Raw genomic sequence first — 20,430 nt, 5'->3', positions numbered from 1 at the left:
ACCAGTTCCCACCGGAACCGCCACTCCCTTCCAGATTTCTTCTCTGGATTCCCCGCCGGATTTCCTGTCCGGTGAGGACCGCACTTCAAGTACGCCCCATCGGCATCGCACGGTCACGTTCCGATGAGTCGTGACTTGACCACACCGGATCGATCGGGTAGAGGACCGCAGAAAAGCCGCCGGACTCCGGCAGAGCCCGGGGTCAGCGGGAGCGCACCGCTCCGGTTTCCCAGGCCCAAGCCGCAATCTCGACCCGGTTGCGCACACCCAACTTGGCCTGAATGTTCCCCAGATGAGTCTTCACGGTGGACAGCGAGAGGTGGAGCCGGTCGCAGATCTCCTGGTTGGTGCGGCCGACCGCCACCAAGAGGGTCACGTCCGTCTCGCGGTCGGTGAGCGGGCTGTCGACCTCGGACGGCAACGGCTGGTGGGCGAGCTGCTTGAGCAGTCGCACGGTGACGGCCGGAGACACCAGCGCGTCGCCGCGCGCCGCGGCGCGGACCGCCTCCACCAGGAGTCCCGGTCCCGCGTCCTTGAGCAGGAATCCGCAGGCGCCGTTGCGCAGGGCGGTGTGCACGTAGTCGTCCTGGTCGAACGTGGTCACCACCACGACCCGCCGCGGGTCGGGCACGCCCGGACCTGCCAGCAGCCGGGTCACCTCCAGCCCGTCGAGCTTCGGCATGCGGATGTCGACGAGGCTCACGTCAGGACGCAGCCGACGGACCAGCTCCACGCATTCGGCTCCGTCGGCGGCCTCGCCCACCACCTCGATGCCGGGCTGGGCGTCGAGGATCAGGTGGAAGCCCGTACGAACCATCGCCTGATCGTCCGCAATGACCACACGGATCGCCGAATCGCTCACGCGAGGGATCCTGTCATGGCCGGGAAATGCGCGGTCACCTCCCAGCCGCCCTCGGCCGTAGGCCCGGCGCGCAGTGTGCCGTCCACGGCTTCCACCCGCTCCCCCAGGCCGATGAGACCGAAGCCGCCACGTCCTCCCGCCGGGGTGGCGGCACGCACCGTGGGCAGCGTGTTGCGGACGTCGACGCGCAGGCACATGCCGTCCGTGCCCGCGCCACCGGCCTCCACATCAAGGCGTACGGTCACGTCGGCGCCAGGGGCATGGCGGCGAACATTCGTCAGGGCTTCTTGCACGACCCGGTGGACGGAGGTTTCCACCTCAGGGGCCAGCCGCGCGGCGCGGGCCTCGGTGGACGCGTCGAGTTGGGCCCGGGCGCCCTCTTCGGCGTACCAGGAGACGAGCCGTGCCAGCTCGGGCAGCAGTTCGCCGGGGCGGACGCCGCGGTGCTCCCCCTCGCGCAGCACCCGCACCAGGCGGCGCATGGTCTCCAGGGTCTCCGCACCGGATTGCTCGATGTTCTTCAAGATCGGTTCGATTTGTTCGGGCGCCGTCTTCTGGATCGTGCTCGCGGCCTGTGCCAGAACGACGATGCCGGTGACGTGGTGGGCGACGAAGTCGTGCAAGTCGCGGGCGAGCTCCAGCCGTTCGCCCTGGCGTACTGCGGCGACTGCGCGCGTCCGGCGGGCGTCCAGCAGTCGCAGATAGCACGCGAGACCGGCGGCGGCGCCCACCGCGAGGGTCAGCAGGAAGCACGCCGTGACGGTGTCCGCGTACGGCTCCAGCCGCAAAGGCGCGAGGATGACCGCGGCGGCGAGGCCGACCGACAGGATCAGGGCCGTTGCCGGACGCTCCACCCGCCGTGCGGTCCGGGCGAGCAGCACGAGCAGGGCGACGTTCTCCAGCACTCCCCATGTACCGCTGTCGAGCGGCCCGTACGCCCACAGTCCCGCCGTGAGGGCCAGGGATCCCAGCGCCAGGGCACCGGCACGCCACTCGGGGCCCGGCCCGCGGGCGGGGAAGAGGAGCGCGGCGGCGGCGAGCGGGCCGGAGAGGAGGGGCAGCCGGTTCGCCCAGTGGTCGTGCGGGTCGTAGTAGGACGCCAGGTCGAGCAGCCACACCAGGGCGAGACCGCCGCAGAGCGAGAGCGTGATCACGCGACGGGCGGACCGTGGGAAAGGAAGTTCGGGTTCCACGTCTCGAAGCCTACGGAGCACGGCATGAGCGTCAGCTCGGCCGAATGGCCGATACAAGTCCCGTGCACCGGCCGCGCGGCCGATCGAGCAACGCGGGGCGAGGCAGGGCGTCGTGCGCCGGTGGGTCCTTACCCGTCCCTCGATTGCCATGGCGGCGCTCGCCAGGCCTGGCCGGTGCGGTCGGCTCTCGGCCTTCCGGCCGATCTCCGGGGCGGATGACCGGTCGCTCGGCCGATACGGGGCAGGGTTGCCGCGGGCGAGGCTTCAGCGCATGTCACGGAATTCATCAACCGCCGTCATCGCCACGGGACTTGCAGCCACCTTGTTCGGCCTGACGGCGTGCACCGCGACGGGCGCCACCCCCGCTCCGCGAGCGGCGGAGAAGCCCCGGCCCGGCAGCGCCGGACTCGGCGACCGGCTCCACCCCGGGCTCGGCAACGGCGGCTACGACGTCCGCCACTACGGCCTCGACCTGGCCTTCACACAGGACCTCACGCGCTACACCGCCACCTCCACCATCGCGGCGCGCGCCACCCAGCCTCTGTCCCGCTTCAACCTCGACCTGGCCGGCACCACGGTCAGCGAGGTCACCGTCGACGGCCGCACGGCCCGATGGTCGCGGTCGGGCCAGGAGCTGCGCATCACGCCTCAGGTGCCGGTGCCGCGAGGGTCGGCATTCACCGTGCGAGTCCGGGTGCAGGCCCCCGTCCTCAACGCGCAGCGAGTGTCCGAGCTCGGAACCGGCTCGGCAGTTGGCCTGTTCCGCCAAGGCTCGTGGATCCAGGCCCTCAACCAGCCCTCCGGGGCCCACCGCATCGCCGCCCTCGCCGATCACCCGGCCCAGAAGGCCCCCGCAACGATCACGATCACCGCACCCTCGCGGCTGAACTCCATCGCCAACGGCGACCTCACAGCCACCCGGCGCGCGGGCGCGTACACCACGCGTCGCTTCGAGAGCCGCCGCAAGCTCGCCACCGAACTCCTGCAGATCGGCGTCGGTCCCTTCACCGTCGTGCACCGCCAGGGACCGCATGGCATCGAGCTGCGTTACGCGCTCCCCACCGACCAGGCACGCGCCATCGAACCGCAGTTGGACAAGACGGTCCCGAAGGCGATCCGGTTCTTGGAGGAACACCTGGGCAACGCCGGCTTCCCGCTGGGCACTTACGGGGTCTACGCCACACCGATGGGCGGCGAACTGGAGACACAGTCCCTGACCACCCTGGCCATCGACGAGCTGACTCCCGAGGAGTTCGCGAACAACGGCACGGACAGTGTCGTGGAACACGAAATCTCGCACGAGTACTTCGGCAACAGCGTCTCCCCGCGCCACTGGAGCGACCTGTGGCTGAACGAGGGCCACGCCATCTACTACCAGGAGCTGTGGGGTGCCCGCGAGCACAGCGGCGACCTGAAGGAGTCCATGCACGAGCTGTACCGGCAGGCGAACACCAACCTCCGCAAGCTGGGGCCGATCGCGGCACCCCGCCCCAGCGCGTTCAAGCCCCGGGCGATGGCGCCGTACGGCTGGACCGCATATCAGGGCGGAGCACTGACGCTGTACGCCCTGCGGCAGAAGGTCGGCGAAGCCGACTTCCAGCGGATCGAGCGCGCCTGGATCCGCGACTACCGTGACCGCGTGGCCGGCACCGACGACTACATCCGGCTCGCCGGCCGCGTCACCGGCCGCGACCTGGGTCCTTTCCTGCGTTCCTGGCTGTACGCCGAGAAGGTTCCCCCAATGCCGGGGCACGCCGACTGGCACTCGTGACGCAAGAGTGCGCTCCTCGGTGGTGCCATTCGATTTCATCAGCGGGCGCCGAGCCGTGGCCAGATCTCCACACCGTAAGGTCCAAATCTTTCGGCACCAGGTGCCTGTTATTTCGGTTGATTCGCTCGGCACGTAATCCACCTTGGAGAAGGGTGTGGGCAAGGTCTCACGGCGCGTGTCCGCCTTGCGTTCGTGATCGCCACCGTATGTACTGAGCCGCGCCGTTCAGAGACCGGGTCACAACCCGATCCTGATATCCGTTCCACGGATCTCATTTCACTGTCCACAGCGTTGAGTGTCACTGTTCTGCTGCACAAAAAGAAGGAGGTCCTGATGACTTCTCACCTTTCCGAACGGATTGTTGTCCGCTGCCTCGGCAGCTTTTCACTCGAGACAAAAGGGCACCCAGTCAGACGATGGCGAGCAGGCAAAGCACGTGACCTCTTTCTTTACTTACTGGTCAATAGAAGCCGGGTGGTTGACTGTGAGGAGCTGTACGCCGCGCTTTGGCCGGACCGTGCACGCTCTCCACGGTCGAGTTCCGTGAAGGTCGCCAAGCACGCGGTACAGCACATACTCGGCGCGGCATCCGATCCGGGAGAGCAGCCCGCCGCTGAGATTCTCTTCGACGACTGCGGATACACCCTGAAGACCTATGACATGTGGTTGGACGCCGACGAGTTCGAGCAGCGGTGCGACAACGGCCATGGGGCCGCCGCCCGTGACGACCAGGCCACGGCCGTCGAGCAGTACGGTCGGGCCCTGGAGCTGTACAGCGGGGACTTCCTGCAAGGCTTGAGTGCCGAGTGGGCTCGGGAACAACAGGACTCGTTGCGATCACTGGCTCTGGGAGCCGCCGAATACCTGCTGCGGGACGCCCTGTGCCGGGACGACCTTCCTCAGGTGATCGCCCTGAGCCGGCGGACTCTGGACATCGATCCGTACCAGGAGGACGTCTACCGGACCCTGATACAGGTGCACGGTGAGCTGGGTCAGCTGGGCCAGGCCAAGGCCTGGTACGACCTGTGCCGTCGTCGGATGTCCGGCGAACTGGGCATCGACATCAGCGCGGACACGCAGCGGGTCTTCCAGCGGATGACAGGCGTCCGCAAGTCCCGGGCTGCCTCGCGACCCGGCACGTAACCCACCCATAACCGGCCTTCTTAGACTCGCAACCATGCACCTGACCAAGGACGTTGGTGGGACCGTGCTCAAGACGCAATCAGGTCCGGGTTCTTCCGCGGCAGAGATCGGCGCAAGCGCGTCCGGCGACGGCGGACCGTTGATCGTCGGCATCGGCGGCACACTCCGGCCCGGTTCCTCGACGGAGCGGGCGGTCACGGCGACCCTGTTGGCCGCGGCCTCCGCCGGTGCCCGCATCCTCATGCTGGGCGCCGCCGAACTCCAACTGCCGCTCTACTCACCCGGAGACACGGAGCGCACCGCAGCGGCCCGGCGACTCGTCGACTCGGTGTCCCGCGCCGACGGCCTGGTCATCGGAACACCCGCGTACCACGGAGGCATGTCCGGACTCGTGAAGAACGCACTCGACTACATCGAGGACCTCCGCGAGGACCGCCGCCCCTATCTCCACGGCCGCGCCGTCGGGTGCCTCGTCACCGCACAGGGCACACAGGGCGCCTCCGCCCTGGCGGGACTGCGCTCGGTGGTCCACGCCCTGCGCGGCTGGCCCACCCCCCTGGGCGTCACCGTCAACACGGAGGAGACCGTCCTCAGGCCGGACGGAACCAGCGCGGATGCGCGGATGGCGGCACAACTGGCGATCGTCGGCGAGCAGGTGGTCGAGTTCGCACGGATGCAGCCACCGACGCGGATGCGGGCCGCTGCCCGCTGACGAGCCACCGCGCCCGGCCTACCTCTTCTCCGCTCTTTCCCTGAACTCCCTGGTTCCGGCTGCCCTTTTCCGGGACCTTGCGCACGCCCCGACCGACCATGCCCAAACAGGAGGGCTTCCATGGAAGACACCACGTTGTCCGCAGAGACCGAGAAGGACGCAGTCGGCGTACCGGCCGCAGACGTGCGTACCGAGGACGCACCCGCCGACGCCGAATCCCAGGACACCGAGCTCGAGGGTCTCGACGACCTGGACGACGTCGACTTCGACCTGGACGAGGTCGAGAACAAGATCGCCCCGCTGGCCCTCGCCGCGATCGAGTCCGCTCGATGGTGAGGCCGGCCGGCGAGACGGCCCCTGCCAACGGCAGCGCCGTCCGGGTCGATGTGAACACCGGTCCCGCCGCCTCCTATACGGGACTGCGGGAGACTCTCAGCGCGTTGCGTGCCGAGGGAGCCGACTTCGGCGACATCGCCTCTCGCCATCCGGCGGAGTGGGCCGAGCTCTTCCCCGCCGAGGCCGCTCCCGGCACAACACCGCTGGAGGAGATCGCCCTCGCGCCCTCCGAGCGGCGTCTGCACCGGGAGAGCGAGCAGGTCTACCGGGCGCTGTCGGTGGCCGCCGCGGCCTTGTGCGCCGGCACTTCGCAACTGGGCAGACCGCTGCTCGTGAGCGGGATCGGCGGCACCGATCTGTCCTCGCTCCGCGGCTTCATGCGGGCCGTGGAACATGCTCAGGTCGTCGAGGGCGCCGAACTGCTCCTGCACGAACCGACGTCGGTACGCGGCACGGTCGGCGGTCACGCCGACTACCGCGGAGAGCGGGTACGTTGCCTGCGCCGCATGGGGCTGCGTGTCACCGAGGACGACCTGGTCATGGACCTGGGCACCGAGCGTGACACGGGCTTCGTTCCGGTGTCCGAGGAAGGCGAGCTGTATCTGCGGGCGCGAGACGGCGAGAGTTCGGCCGTCGACCGTGTGGCGGCCGCGCTCGCCTACTGCCGCAGGGCGTTCTTCTCCGCGAACTGGGAGGGCATGGCGGCCGTCGCCGACGAGGCCCTCGCTCTGCTGTCCGGCATCCCCGAGTCCCGGATTCCGGAGCTGCTCGCCAAGGCGGAGCCGGAGCAAGAGCTCGTCCACGCCATCGAGTTCGAGACGGCGATCCTGCGGGGCACCGCCGATGTCCGCGCGTTCCTGTTCAAGGTGATCGGCATCCAGGCCGGGTTCCGCGGTGACCAGGACACGGCGGTCGCCTGTTTCCGTGCCATGCGGGACGGAGCCGACGGGCTCTCCCCGGAGATCCGCGCCCAGTCGCATCTGTACTCCGCGCTCACCCTCTCCAAGCGCAAGCAACGGCTGGCCGATGCCGTCGCCGAGGTGGAGCAGGGATTCGAGGTCGTCAGGGAACGGCAGGGCGAGGCCGAGAGCATACGTCGCGAGCGCGGCTGGCTGCACAATCTGCGCGGGCTGACCCTGTTCTCCGAGCGTCGCCTCAAGGCGGCCTTCGAGCACGAGAAGCAGGCGCTCGCGTGCATGGCCGGGCTCACCGACGCCAGCTCCGCCCATCTGCGCATCAATCTGTACTCCAACATCAGTGTGCTGCAGGAGAAGGCGGGCAAACACACCTCGGCCCTCGGGACCTGGGAGAAGTTCAAGCAGGCCACCGGCGCGGCGAACGCGGCCTTCGTCAAGCACCACTCCTACCGAAGCGCCGGTCTGCGTCTGCTGGTCGGGGAGCGGGAAGCCGCGCTGGCGGACCTGGACACCACGCTCGTCAACGCGGCGGGACTGGGCGACCTCTTCCACGAGACCGAAGTCCGGCTCGAACTCGGGATGTTGCATGCAACCTCCGGAGACACCGAGACGGCCCGCGAGCAGTACGAGGGTGCGGAACGTGTCGCCCGGCTGCTGGGTGACCCGTACCGGATCGCACTGGCACTGGCGGGTCAGGCCCTGACCTCGGGCTCCGTGTCCACCTCCCGTGCCGTGGCCACGACCGCCGCGCTCAGTCTCACCCGGCCCGGTGACGCCGACGCTCTCGCCAAGACGGTCGCCGAAGGCGGTGAGCTGACCGCGCTGCTGCCGAAGCCGCGCACCAAGCTCAACCGGCCGTTCGACCTGATCAACTTTCAGGACTGAGGCGATGACGGACGAATCGACTGGATGGCAGCTGTATCCACGGCTGCTGCTGCGCCGAGCGGGCTTCGGTATCGAGCTCCTGACGGCACTCGGTGACGGGGCCACACTCGCGGCCGCGGAGAACTACCGCGAGGCGGCAGTGCGGTTCGAGGAGCGGCGCACCCGGCTGCAGGAGGCGATCGCCAAGGCTGTCGCCCGGGCCGACCGGGAGGCCGACCGTGCGCTGCTGCGTGCGCTGTCGAAGCTGCGCAGCCTCGCGGGCCGCAGGCTGTCCGTCGAGGAGAGCCCTTCGGCCGCCGGGCTCGACACTGCGGTTGCGGACTACCGTACGGCGCACTCCGCGCAGCAGACGGCCGCCCGACGTCTGGGGGACGCGCTCTCCGCGGAGGTGCTGCGGCGGCCGGAACGGGTCCGCGACCTGCTCCGGGACGAACGGGTGTGCGACGCCCTGCTGCAGCTGTCGCCCTCGTTCCACACCGAGGTGGTGCGCTGGATCGACAGCTGGAAGCAGCGGGAGAGCGGGGCGGGACGCAACCGTGCCAAGGACCGGTCCTTCTACCGCCGGGTCTATCTGTACGGTCAGCGGCTCGGTGCGAAGAACGAGACGACCAGTTTCTTCGGGCCGCTGGTCCACGGCAGGATCGATCGCGGTGCCGAGGGCATCGCCCTGGGCACCGAGACGGACTCCGGGGTGCACTTCCTGGAGGCACAGGCCGCGTTCTGGGCAGTGTGCGAGCTCGCCCGGTGCGTCGGCACCGATCCGGACGTCCAGGACCGCCCGCCCGTGACCTGGATGCCGTCCTGCCGCCGGGAGAGTGCCGCCGAACCCGGTTCGGGGACGGTCCGGCTGACGGACGGACGTCAGGTCCGGCTCTCGGGTACGGGGTGGAAGCTCGCCGACAGCGTCGACGGACGGCGATCCGTCGCCCAGCTCGCCGCGCTGGCGGACATCGATGTCGCGGAGGCACGCCGCATCCTGGAGCGGCTGCGCCAGGCCGGCGCCGTACGCCTCTGGCCGGAGCCGCCGTCCACGACGGCGCGTCCGCTGGACTGGCTGGTCTCCTGGGCCGACCGTTACGCGGACGGCACGGCGTGGCCTGTCGGGCTGCGCGAACTGCGGCAACTGTGCGCCGCATACGCGGCGGCCGACGGTCACCGCGAGCGTGCCGAGGCCCTGGCCCGGGTCGAGGAGTGCTTCACCGCACTCACCGGGGTCGACGCCCGCCGCGCCGCCGGCCGGATGTACGCCGACCGGCTCGTGGTGTCCCTGGACGCCAAGGGCGACCAGAGCCCGGTGGTGGTCGGCGGGGCCGTGGCACGGCGCTGGGAGGAGCAGCTCACACCGGTGCTGGATGTGGCCGCGCGCTACGGCGAACTCCAGCAGCGCGCCGCCCGTGAGCTGTGTGCCGAGATCATGCGATCGGCGGGCACGGACTCCATGCCGTACGACGAGCTGATCCGCCGTGTGCACACATCCGTCGAGGCGGGCGGACTCGCTGCCCAGGCAGGCCCGCTCGCCGAGTTCACGCGGACGTACGCAGAGCTGGTCCGGGCTCATGTGCACGGGCATGAGTCCCGGCTCGCCCCGGCCGAACTTGCCGGGCTCGCGCCCGAGCCCGGCCGTGACCGGTTCGTCAGTCCGGATCTGATGCTGGAGAGCGGTCCGGACGGCAGGGAACTGCTGGTCCTGGGCGAACTGCACCCGTATGTCTTCGCCTGGGGTTCGCAGGGCCTGTTCAGCGACGAACAGGACCGGATGCTGGAGGACTTCGCCTCGGGACTGGAGCCGTGGGGCGGCCGGGAGCGGCTGGCCACGGTCATCCGCCGCAGACGGCACAAGGGGCTGGTCGCCGACTGGTTCCCCGGACGTTTCGTCGAGATCACCTCGGTGGCGACCGACGACCGCGAACGTACCGTGCCGCTCACGGATCTGACGGCCGTCCTCGTCGACGGCACGCCGCGACTGCGCACGGCGAACGGTGAACTGACCCTCTACGCGGGCGAGGACGACCATGTCCATCTACGGGCCTTCGCCGCACCGGGTGTCGCACTTCCCCTGGTCAGGCTCGGGAACTTCGCCCCACGGATCGTGGTGGGCGACCTGATCGTCCAGCGGGCCCGCTGGTGGTTCGGCCGCGCCGACCTCGGCATCGAGGCCGTACGCGACCCCGCGGCCGCCTTCCTCGCCGTCCAGTCCCTCCGGGCACGCCACGGCCTGCCCAGGTTCTGCTTCGCGTCCATGGCCCATGAGCCGAAGCCGGTCGGGATCGATCTGGACAACCCCGTCGCCGTCGACGCGCTGGTCGCGATGGTGCTGGCCGGCGAGGACGAGAGCGTGTCGCTCGCGGAGATGCGACCCGCCCCGGACGCGCTGTGGCTGCGCCACGGCGAAAAGCCCGTGACCTCGGAGTTCCGGATAGCCATGAAGAGAGCGTCGTCGTGAGTGAATTCGCCGGTTCCACCGGTTCCGCCGATTCCACCGGACCTGCGAGTTCCAGGGATTCCACCGGGAGTTCCCCGGAACGCCCCCACTGGACGCTGCTGCCGACCGTCGTACTGCGCAGCGCCGGGTTCCCCTGGCAGCTGGTCGAGAGTCTCGCCTACGAACGTACCCGTGGCCTTCTCACCGAGTTGTCCGCCCTGGAGGAGCAGGCCGCCGAAGTCGCGTCACGGCTGCACCCCTCGGGCCGGCTCGCCCGGGGCCAGCAGAGCAAGCTGCGCAATCTGCGGCCCCTGCCACCCTCGGAGACGTTCCCGGCGGACTGGCTGGCCCAGTGGAACGACGTGACTGAGAAGGTCACCGAGGCCCGGGAGCGGCTCGTCTCGACCGTCGACGCCGACGCCGCCACCGTCGAGGAGGCTCTGGCAGGCATCCGTACCGATGCACGCGTCAACGACGCCATCGTGTGCTCCTCCCCCGCCGTCCACCGCGATCTGGCCCGGGGTGCGACGGGAGGCCGCATCCGCAGGCAACTCGCCGCGTACGCGCAGCGGCTCGCCTCCAAGAGCGAGACGATGAGCTTCTTCGGGCCCATCAACTACGGCAGGGTGGACCCCGGCGCCGACACGCCGACGACCCTGACCTGGGAGGGCCACCGGGAGATCCGGGTCCGCCAGGCGCACACCGCAGCCCGTGTCAATGACGCGGTACAGGCGATGCTGCTGGACGACGACACGCTGGCCGCGCGGCTGACACCGGTACGCAAGACCGTCTCGCGCCTGCCCAAGGGCCCGGAACCCGGCGCCCTCCTGATCCGGGCCGCTGACGGGAATCGCACGGTGGCCGACATTGCCGCCACGGCCGGCGCGGCCGAGGCCCAGATGGTCGTGGCGTTCCGCGCGGGCGTGGCCAAGGGGGTGCTCACCCACACGCTGTGCCCGCCGTCGACGGTGGTCGATCCGCTGCGCTGGACACTGGAGCACATCGACGCCGCGGATCCCGTGACGGCGGAACGCGCCGCAGGAGTGCGGGCGCTGCTGGTCAAGGTGCTCGACCTGCTCGACGGCTACCCTTCGGCTCCTCCTGCCGGCAAGCTGGCCCTCCAGGCCGAGCTGGAGTCGCTGCTGCCGGTCGACAGCGGCCCCACGAGCCGGGGTCGTTTCTACAACGACCGGGTCATCGTCCACGAAGCGGCCGTAGGCACGGCCGACCTGGACGTCCGCGGCCGACTGGCCCGCGACATGTGCGGAGCGGTCGCGCCCGTCCTCGATCTGCTGGCCCACGAGGCCGAACTGACCCGGGCCCGCACCAACCGGGCGGTCGCCGCAAGGCTTGGCCGCGGCCGGATTCCGCTCGTCCGTGCCCTGCGCGTCTGCGCCGGACTGAACATCGAACCCGGCGGTCGCCTCGAGGCCGAACTCGGCACGATCCTCGCGGACATGGGCGACGACGTTCCCGAACTCGACGTCGCCGGGCTGCTGTCCACGCCGCCCGCACCCGAGGCACCGGTCCTGTGCTCCATCGACGTCCTGATCGCAACGCCCGACCTGGCGGCCTACCGCCCCGGGATCACTCCGCTGGTCCTCGGCGACATCCACGACGCCGCGCTGCTGACCCCCTGGGCGCTGCAGTTCCACCCGGACTCCCCCGAGTTGCTGGCCGAACGTGATGCCGCCGTGCGCCAAGCCCTGGGCGACCAGATCTCCGTCAATGTGATCTCGCGGCGCACGACCGGGCTGCCACCACTGGAGTTCCCCGGCGTCGTGCTCGAACTGGGCGGCACCGCCGGCGTGGACCGGAAGCGGGTCGGGCTGGACGAGCTGTGGCTGGACAGTGACGGCGAACGAGTCGTGCTGCGCAGCGATGCCCACCCGGAGCAGAGCCTCCTCTTCCACAACGGTGAGCTGGACACCGCCGTGCACACCGCGCTCGCGCTGCCACGCATACGGCGTCCGATCCTTCCCGACCTGCCTCATGTTCCCCGGCTGCGCTGGGGCAACGTGGTCTTCTCGCGACGCCGCTGGATGCTGGAGAGCCCCGCGGTCCTGGAGGCCAACAGCAGCCGGCGAGAGGCCGACCGGCTCCTCGAGTCGGCCCGTCTGGTGCGCGAACGCGGCCTGCCCGACCGGTTCTTCGTGAAGTCGCCGGCCGAGCGCAAACCGGTGTACGTGGACACCGCGAGCCCCGAACTGCTCAAGGGCCTGGCCCGGCTTGCGGGCACCGCCGACCGGCTTGCCGTCTCCGAGGCGCTCCCGGCGCCCGAGGACGCCTGGCTCCGCGACGGTGAGCTGCGTTTCGCATCCGAGTTGCGCTGTGTGTACGTGCGGGGCGGGGGTGAGCGATGACACGGCATGTCGTCATCCCACCGCTGTTCGATCCGAGTCTTGAACCGCTCCTCGACCCGACGGACGAACCGCTCGACCTGAACCGCGAGTTCACGAGCCGCATCACCGGCGCCGGGCACCTGCGGTCGCTGGCCGCCGCGTACGACCTCGGGCAACTCGACGGGAACGATCCGGCCGGGCGCCGTACAAAGGCCCTCTTCCTCCGCGCGGCCGTCGCCATCACCGCTCGTACCGATCGCCATGACGCTGCCCGTCTGCGGGCGATGGGTGTCGCGATGCGCCTGTCCGGCGAGAACGACCCGGCGCTGCGGCTCGCGGCGGACGACGTCGAAATCGTCGACGGCACCACCGAGCGCGGCGCGGACGTCGTCTCCGCGGCGGCACGAACCGCACTGTTCGGCGCCGAGGCCGACCGTGCCCGTGACCATGCTCCAGGGCAACGTGTCCACCTGCTGGTCGAGACCGATCAGCAACTGCCCGCGGCTGCTGCGCTCATGGAAGTGCTGGGCGCCGAACGGGTCGTACTGTGCGGGCGGTTCGTACGCGCTCACCGGACGGCACTGGCTGCACTGCACCCGTTCTCGGCGGCCACCGGCTTCGACGACTGGGTGCCGTCCTGGCGTCTGCGCAAGGAGTGGACGACGGACGGCACGCCCGTGCACTGGGTGCGCCGCGCCTCCGACTGGCGGCCCGGAAGCGTCTGGGCCGGATGGCTGGAACCCGATCAGGCGGCACTGCTGCCCACGCAGGCGTGGCGCGGATGCCGCGGGGCGGCACTGACCGTGGCCCGGCTGAAGTCCTGGTCCGCCGTGACGAGTGCGGACGGCACGCGCACGGACCTGGAACCGGTCGTGGAACTGGCCGACGAGGCATCGCTCGCCGTCGAGCTGCTCGTCGGAGCCCCGGGGGTCGGCGCCGACGAGACCAGGGCCACTGCCAAGCGGCTGGCGTCCGGCCCGGGACCGCGACTCGCGGGACTGAGCCCCTTCCGGCTGCGTGCCGCGGACTGCCACGACGTCCCCGAGTCCTGGGACGGGCTGCCGCTGACGCGGGCCGTCACGGGCCATGATCTGGCGCGTTGGGACCGGTTCAGCGCACCGGACACCCTCGGCGAGACCGATCGTGACGCCGTCCTCGGCGCGCTCAACGCCGAATTCGGCGCGGAGACCGACCTGTATCCGGGCCGGTTCGCGTGCTGCGTCCTCGCCCACACGGCCCCCGCGCCGGTGTGGGAACCGTCCGCCGTCGTCGTCGCGGACGAAGGCGAGGGACCGGACGGCCAAGGGCCCGGTTCCTTCGTGGTGAACCTGAGGACGGGAAGCGCCTTCCGGCTGCATCCGAGGCTGGCGCCCGTCGTCGAGCGGCTGGCATCGGGCGACGCCACCGTCCTGGACCGGCTGAGCGACACGACCCGTACGAAACTCTCCGGCCAACTGGTCCGGGCTGGTGTGATGCGGAGGGCACAGTGAGCCGACGATGGTGCATCGGACGGGAGTTCATCCTGCGCCATGCGGGCATGCCGTTCGACTGGCTGGAGGAACTGGGGGCTACGAGTTCCCTGCTGGAACTGGCGGACCAGGTCCTCGATCACGAACGCACCGTGCTGGAACTGGTGGACGCCCGCTTCGCGGGTCGGCGAAACCAGGAGATCCGGGCCGATGTTCAGCGCGGACGCGTGCGGCAGCTGCTGAAGTCGGCCGGGCCCGGCTGGTCCGAGGCGGTAAAGGCCTGGGAGCGGGCGCGGCAGCGCTACGTCCTCGCCTACCAGGTGGCCGACGAGGAGGCCGGCAGGCGACTGCGGGACCTGCTGGCGACTCCCGAGATCTCGGAGGCGGTGTTCCTGTCCAACCCGGACGCCTACCGCAACATGCTGCTGCCGCTCCTGGCACACGACGGTCCGCTGACGTCCCGCCGGCGCCGGGTGCGCCGGCAGATGTACACGTACGTGCAGCGGTTCTGCGCGAAGAACGAGACGGTCAGCTTCTTCGGACCGATGGCCTACGGTTCGGTGCGTGCCGGCGACGGAGCCGAACTGCGCGCCGACGTCACCCGCACCCGGAAGGTCTTCTTCTCCCACTGGGCGGCACGAGCGCTCAGCACCGCCATCGCCCGGGATCCCGGGATCCTGCCGCATCTCGCCTTCCACTCCACCGGCCGTGGCGACCGGTCCGAGGAGCCGCTGCTGTCCCTGGTCGCCCCGGAGGGCACCGTGTTCCGCGATCTGGTCCTGGCGGCGGGACAACCGGCGCGGGACGTGGCCCGGACGCTGATGCGTCTGGTGGCCACCGAGGCCGTCACCATCGGCCTCGGCGGTGGCGAATACGACCTGTACCCGCTCACGACCCTGAGCGAGCAGCTTGCCGCCCTGCCGGCTTCACCCGCCCGTGAGCGGTGGCTCGGCCGTCTGGCCGAACTCTCCCGTCTGCTCCGCGATCTGGCCGAGCAGCCGCTCGAGCGCAAGGCCACGACAGTGGACGCGCTGGAGCAGCTGTTCACGGGCATCACCGGCAGGCCCGCGCGCCGCGGCGCGGGCGCCCCCTACGCCGATCGCGCGGTGTTCTTCGAAGAGTGCGCCTCCCCCTTCTCCCTCGCGCTCGGCGCCGAACTGATCCGGCGCTGGGAGGAGCAACTCGCACCGGTGATGGAGGTGTGCGTGGCGCACGGCCATGCCACACAGGCCGCGGCGACGGCCGCGGTCCGTGACGCTTTCGCGGGCGGCCCCGGCAGGCCCGCCGTGGAACTGGATCTCCTTGACTACGCGACCCGCGCGGCGGAGAACCGGGCCGACTCCACCAGCACGTTCCAAGCGACGCATGCCCCGAGCTATCCGGGCGCCGCTTGGCGTTGCGAGGTGGAGCGGCTGACCGCGGAGGCCAAGGCTCTGGACGGGGACCGGTACGCGGTCGTCGACCTGTGCCCGAGCGCGGCGGACTCCTCGGACCTCGACGCCGCCGCGCTCGTGCTCTCCCGTGCCCACCACCACCTGCTGGTCCACAGCTGGCTCGGGACCATGCACCCGGATCCGGAGCGGCTCGGCGCGGACGCCGCCGCGTGGACCGCCGAGCAGGACGACGCGGTCGTCGGCCTGGACTTCGGCCGCCGCAACAAGGGCTACTACCGCTTCCCCGGACCCGAGGTGGCGATGCGCCCGCCGACGTGGACCGACCACGGCCGCGAGGACCTGATGAAGCCGGAGGACCTACGGGTCTCCATCACACCCGACGCCATCACCCTCCGGGACCCGCAGGGCCGGCCGGTGACCGCCTACGTTCCGCTGAGCGACTTCGTCAAGTACGCACCGGTCGCCGCCCTTTCGCACCCGCAGGTGCTGCATCCGAGCTTCGCCGCCGACGGCACACAGCCCGAAGTCCAGGTCGGTTCCGTGGTGTTGCAGCGCTCCCGGTGGCAGGTTCCGGCCGGTGCGCTGACCGTTCCGGAGCCGTCGGCGCGGTTCCTGGAGCTGCGGCGGCTGGCCCGCCGCACCGAAGGCCGCTTCGTGTTCTGCCGCAGTGCCCACGAACGCAAGCCGTACCTGATCGACCTCGCCTCGCCACTGGCCGCCGACCTGATCAGCCATGTGGCGCGCGGCGCCGACGAGTTGGGCGTCGAGCGGATGAATCCGGGACCCGAGGGACTGTGGCTGCGGGACGCCGAAGGCAGGCGGTACACCAGCGAGCTCCGGATGCAGATCATCGGCAGGAGCGAGCGGGCATGACGCACACGACGCTCTTCGCCGAGCACTCCCTGCGCCTGCGCACCGACGTCCTGCCCGATGGCACGACCACCACCGAGCAGTTGTCGGCCCGGGGCATGAGCATCGAGCGGCACCTGGGCGAGGGGTTCACCGAACACCGCTTCGCGGATGACGACGATCTGCTCAAGTACAGGCACCACGATGTCGGCGCCACTGCCGCCGAGAGGATGCGCCAAACTCAGGACAGGCCCGTGTTCTCCGTCACGGCCGGACTCCACACCGCACTCGCCGCGATCGCCGCCGAGACGGGCGCCGGGCTCACTCTCGGCGTGGCCCAGCAGCATGTCGCCGCGGGCGGCCCGGAGCAGGTGCGGGCCACGGAACGCATCGTCACGACGGTGGAGATACGGCTGACGGGCCAGGACGGGCGCGTTCACGCCCGGTCGGTTCTGTGCGACCCGCCTGGGGAGGTGCACGGGGTGGCGCCGCTGAGGGCAGCGGTGGCGGGGACGGCCGACGCGATGCGCGAGAGGCTTGTGCTGCCCCTCGCCGACGAACTGCCGGACGGCGCCGACCTCGTGCTGCTTCCCGGCCTCGCGGGGGCCTTCTTCCACGAGATCGTCGGCCATCCCATGGAAGCCGACGTCGTCGCCTCGGGCACCAGCTATCTGGGGGCCCGTGCAGGGCAGCGCGTGGCTCCGCCGTGGCTGTCGGTCATCGACGGCGGTCAGGTGGCGCAGCGCGGCTTCCGCAGCTCCTTCGACGACGAGGGCACTACGTGCCGGACGGTCCGTCTGATCGACCACGGCACCGTGGGTCCGCCGATGACGGACCTGGCCCTCGCCGGCCGCCTCGGCACACCCGGCTCGGGACACGGGCGCCGGCAGAGCTATCGGCACCCGGCCATCCCGCGCATGACCCATACGGCCGCCCGGATCGAGCCCGCAACCGAGCTCGAGCGGCCCGTGGGCGACTGGATCGCACCCTATGGGTTGCGGCTGGACACCATGAACATCGCCTCCGGCGCCTTCGTGTTCCGCGCCCCCTTCTCCCTGCTGCACCGCGCCGACGGCAGCGTCGCCAGGCTCGGCCCCCTCCAGGTGACGGGCAACGGGGCGACGGTGCTGGCGGGCCTGCGGCCCTACGACCACCGGGTGGAGTCCTATCTACGGGCCACCGGCGGCTGCGGGAAGCTCGGGCAGTTCCCTGTGCTGGTGTCGTTCGCCAACGCGGGATTCCGTCTCCCCGCGGGACTGGTCGGTCTGCGGGCGGTGGCCCATGCGTGAGTTGCGCGTACGCGCCTCCGGTCTCCTCACCCCCGCCCCCGGCGGGCCCCGGCTCACCGTGTCACTGGACACGCTGCGGCTGGATCGCGACACCCGCGGACGGGTCACCGGTTCCCGGCGGGTCGGCGAGCCCGTCGCACAGGAGGCCGCCAAGGACACGAGGCTGCTGCTCACCGAAGCCGCCGCCCGGGCAGCGGCGGCGAGGGCCGGGCTTCAGAGCGCGGTCGCGACGGTCCGCCAGTGGCACGGTGCGGACGGACTGCCGCTGGCGCGGCGAACCGAACTGCTGGCCCGTGTCGAGACCGCCGACGGCCCCGTCCTCCTCGGCACGGCCGCCTACGGTGAACCGTCCGCGCTGGTGGAGTCGCTCCCCTGGGACGAACTCGCAGCGCCGGCAGAGCAGTCGGACACAGCAGCACCGCCGGACGACTGGCGGGAGAGGCCGCTCGTGCTCCACCCTTCCCCCGCGGCCGTGCTCATCGCCGGCACGGCCTTCTCCCTGACCTCGCGCGGCGGCCGGGCCACCGCCCACCGGCTCGCCGGCCGCCGCGCACTGCCGCCACTGACCCTGCGCGATCTGCCGTCGCCTCCCGCCGAGAACGGTTGCGACGATCTCGGCAACCCGGCACACGGCACGACGCTCGTGGACGCCGGACGGATCTGTCCTCCGTCCCCGCTCGACGAAGACATCCCGATTGGTCGCGCGGTCTGGGACCACGACTCCGCCGCCTTCCGGCCGCCGCAGCTGATCCGGCTCGAACTCAGTGGCCCGGAGGCTGTGCCGCCACCGCACGCTGTCGAACTCATGTGGTGCGTCGAAGGACTTCAGCGCTACCACTCCGACGGCACCGTACGCCTTCAGTGCCTGGCCAGGACTGCTGACCGGCCCGGCGTCCGGTTCTCCGTCGTACTGCGGGGCAAACCCGTCCATCTGCTGCGCCAGGCCCGCGGTCTGGCCGGCCCTCCCATGGCTGTCCACAGCGACAGCGACGTGACCACCCGCTCGCTGGTACTCGCCGGCGCAGCCGAACTGGAAGGTGCAGGACATGCCGTCGTCACCGTCATCACTCCCTGACTTCGCGCTCGTCGGCGGCGGGCTCGTCGGCGCGTGCCTGGCAGAGGAACTGAGCAGCCGGGGCGCGTCGGTTCTGGTGCTCGATTCCGGCACCGAGCCGGGCCATGCCACCAACCGCGCCGCCGGAGTGGCGGTACCTTCGCTGCGCTATCTCGGCGACCGGGAGTTCTACGACTGGCTGCGGACCGCCAAGCGGGATCTGGACGCCGACATGGCGCGACTGGAGCCGGAGTACGGCGCGTTCGGCGTCGCACGGCCGATCCTGCGTGCGCTGCGCGAGACCGATGCCACCACGTACGGCGAGGTCCTGGATGCGATCGGAGTCGGCGCCTGGGTCGACGGTGACGAGCTCGCCTCCGCTGCTCCGGGTCTGAAACTGCCTCCGAGCCGACGCTATCTGCTCGACGAGGACGGGCTGATGATCGACGGCCGCAGGTATCTGGACTCCGTCCGACGCCGCTGTCTCGACCAGGGCGTCACCTGGCAACAGGGCTGCACCGTACGCGAGGTGAGCGCGGAACAGGCGGCGGTCGCGGTCCGCACCGACGGCGGGACGGTCCATGCCGACCGGGTCGTGATCACCGCCGGCGCCTGGAGCTCCGGCAAGGGGCTCGCCGAGTCCACCGGAATCCGGCCGCAGCGCGGCCAGATGGCGGTCCTGCGCACCGAGGAGAACCTGAGCTGCATCCTGTCCTCCGCCTACTACCTCGCCCCCGGTGTCGGTGACGACATCATCGTCGGGGCCACCGAGGAGGACGCCGGCTTCGCCGATCACGTCACCACCGAGGGCATCGGCCATCTGTTGAGGTTCGCGACCACCGCCATGCCCGGGCTCGGCGATTCCGTCCCCGTGGAACTGCGCGCCGGGCTGCGGCCCGTCTCCGGCACCGGCCGCCCCCTGGTGGGGGCCCTGCCCGGTCACGAGCGGATCTTCGTCTCGGCGGGCCACGCCGGCCACGGGCTGCTCTCCGCGCGATGCACCGGCAAGGGCCTGGCGACCGGGCTGGTCGATGACGACTGGGACGCCCTGCCCTACAGCATGTGCCCCTCCCACGCGCTGGACGGTGCCGCGTGATGCGAGTCGACCATGTGATCCTCGGCGCGCGGACCATCGAACCGCTGCGTGAACTGCTCTGGGAGCGGTACGGGTTCGGCGTCACCGACGGCAGTCCCAATCCGGACGGCACCGCGAGCTGGGTCGTGCCCTTCGACACGCCGGAGGTTCAGTATCTGGAGCTGCTGGTCACGGACGACGAGCGGAAGCTGGCTGAAAGCGGCTTCGGGCAACTGTTCCTCGACCGGACCGCGGACGGGCCGGCCTTCCTCAACTGGGCCGTCCTCACCGAGGACATCGAGTCCACCGCTCTCCTGGTGGAGCAGGTCACCGGGGTCGATCCCGATCTGATCCACGGCGAGTCCGTACGCGCGGACGGCGGCCGTGTGCCGTGGGCCGAGGCCGCGTTCGAGCTGTCGTGGTGCAGCCGGGTGCTGCCGTTCTTCCTGGCCTACGGCGGCACCGAGACGCGTGCGGCCCGGGTGGCGGGCGACCTCAAGGCCGCCGGACACCGGGTGTGCCCCGTCTCGTTCAAGCAGGTGGTGACCGGTCCCGCGCAGCAGCAGGAGTGGGTGCGGCGGTGGCCCGGACTCGCAGGGCTTCCGGTCAGCGTCGATCCCGCGGCAGGTCCGGGGATCGCCGCGGTGCACATCGACACCGCCGAGGGCGAGACCGTGGTGCGGCTGCCGTGACCCGCGAACGACCGGTCCCTCGGCG

15 protein-coding genes are annotated in these 20,430 nt (G+C 70.7%); 13 read left to right on the top strand and 2 right to left on the bottom strand.

Annotated features, from left to right (window positions below; all coding sequences use genetic code 11):
- Positions 1-202 precede the first annotated feature (202 nt).
- Entirely contained in the window at positions 203-862 is a 660-nt protein-coding gene (locus tag Q8A52_RS16020) for a response regulator transcription factor (protein WP_316752461.1), read from the bottom strand.
- Positions 859-2,016 (bottom strand): sensor histidine kinase, encoded by a 1,158-nt coding sequence (locus Q8A52_RS16015; RefSeq protein WP_316752459.1) that lies wholly within the window; start codon positions 2,014-2,016, stop codon positions 859-861. The genes Q8A52_RS16020 and Q8A52_RS16015 overlap by 4 nt, the downstream gene beginning before the upstream one ends.
- A gap of 310 nt (positions 2,017-2,326) precedes the next feature.
- Between Q8A52_RS16015 and Q8A52_RS16010 the strand changes: the two genes are divergently transcribed.
- The 13 genes from Q8A52_RS16010 (at position 2,327) to Q8A52_RS15950 (ending at position 20,405) form a co-directional block, all read left to right on the top strand.
- Positions 2,327-3,826: a M1 family metallopeptidase gene (locus tag Q8A52_RS16010; protein ID WP_316752456.1), complete on the top strand. Its 1,500-nt coding sequence runs from the start codon at positions 2,327-2,329 to the stop codon at positions 3,824-3,826.
- A gap of 543 nt (positions 3,827-4,369) precedes the next feature.
- On the top strand, positions 4,370-4,969 hold the full coding sequence (locus tag Q8A52_RS16005; RefSeq protein WP_316752453.1) for an AfsR/SARP family transcriptional regulator: 600 nt from the start codon (positions 4,370-4,372) through the stop codon (positions 4,967-4,969).
- 34 nt (positions 4,970-5,003) lie between these two features.
- Positions 5,004-5,681 carry an NADPH-dependent FMN reductase gene (locus Q8A52_RS16000; RefSeq protein ID WP_316752451.1) on the top strand — a complete coding sequence of 226 codons (678 nt, stop codon included), beginning with the start codon at positions 5,004-5,006 and terminating at the stop codon, positions 5,679-5,681.
- 120 nt (positions 5,682-5,801) lie between these two features.
- The gene (locus tag Q8A52_RS15995) at positions 5,802-6,017 is read left to right on the top strand and encodes an ammosamide/lymphostin RiPP family protein (RefSeq protein WP_316752449.1); all 216 of its coding nucleotides are present in this window, start codon (positions 5,802-5,804) and stop codon (positions 6,015-6,017) included.
- On the top strand, positions 6,011-7,819 hold the full coding sequence (locus Q8A52_RS15990) for a hypothetical protein (protein WP_316752447.1): 1,809 nt from the start codon (positions 6,011-6,013) through the stop codon (positions 7,817-7,819). Before Q8A52_RS15995 ends, Q8A52_RS15990 begins: the two co-directional genes overlap by 7 nt.
- Positions 7,820-7,823: 4 nt before the next feature.
- Positions 7,824-10,262, top strand: coding sequence for a lantibiotic dehydratase (locus Q8A52_RS15985; protein ID WP_316752445.1), 2,439 nt, complete (start codon positions 7,824-7,826; stop codon positions 10,260-10,262).
- Positions 10,259-12,604, top strand: coding sequence for a lantibiotic dehydratase (locus Q8A52_RS15980; protein ID WP_316752443.1), 2,346 nt, complete (start codon positions 10,259-10,261; stop codon positions 12,602-12,604). Before Q8A52_RS15985 ends, Q8A52_RS15980 begins: the two co-directional genes overlap by 4 nt.
- Positions 12,601-14,073 carry a hypothetical protein gene (locus tag Q8A52_RS15975; protein ID WP_316752442.1) on the top strand — a complete coding sequence of 491 codons (1,473 nt, stop codon included), beginning with the start codon at positions 12,601-12,603 and terminating at the stop codon, positions 14,071-14,073. The genes Q8A52_RS15980 and Q8A52_RS15975 overlap by 4 nt, the downstream gene beginning before the upstream one ends.
- Complete coding sequence (locus Q8A52_RS15970; RefSeq protein ID WP_316752440.1) at positions 14,070-16,319, top strand: lantibiotic dehydratase; 2,250 nt, start codon at positions 14,070-14,072, stop codon at positions 16,317-16,319. Before Q8A52_RS15975 ends, Q8A52_RS15970 begins: the two co-directional genes overlap by 4 nt.
- A complete protein-coding gene (locus tag Q8A52_RS15965) occupies positions 16,316-17,584 on the top strand; it encodes a metallopeptidase TldD-related protein (protein WP_316752438.1) in 1,269 nt (422 codons plus the stop codon). The genes Q8A52_RS15970 and Q8A52_RS15965 overlap by 4 nt, the downstream gene beginning before the upstream one ends.
- Positions 17,577-18,659 (top strand): hypothetical protein, encoded by a 1,083-nt coding sequence (locus Q8A52_RS15960; protein WP_316752435.1) that lies wholly within the window; start codon positions 17,577-17,579, stop codon positions 18,657-18,659. Before Q8A52_RS15965 ends, Q8A52_RS15960 begins: the two co-directional genes overlap by 8 nt.
- Complete coding sequence (locus Q8A52_RS15955; protein WP_316752433.1) at positions 18,631-19,734, top strand: NAD(P)/FAD-dependent oxidoreductase; 1,104 nt, start codon at positions 18,631-18,633, stop codon at positions 19,732-19,734. Before Q8A52_RS15960 ends, Q8A52_RS15955 begins: the two co-directional genes overlap by 29 nt.
- A complete protein-coding gene (locus Q8A52_RS15950) occupies positions 19,734-20,405 on the top strand; it encodes a VOC family protein (RefSeq protein ID WP_316752431.1) in 672 nt (223 codons plus the stop codon). Before Q8A52_RS15955 ends, Q8A52_RS15950 begins: the two co-directional genes overlap by 1 nt.
- The last annotated feature ends 25 nt before the right edge of the window (positions 20,406-20,430 follow it).

It is taken from the genome of Streptomyces herbicida (assembly GCF_032656585.1).
GTDB classification, from domain to species: Bacteria; Actinomycetota; Actinomycetes; order Streptomycetales; family Streptomycetaceae; genus Streptomyces; species Streptomyces herbicida.
This window is presented reverse-complemented; position numbering and strand designations above follow the sequence as displayed.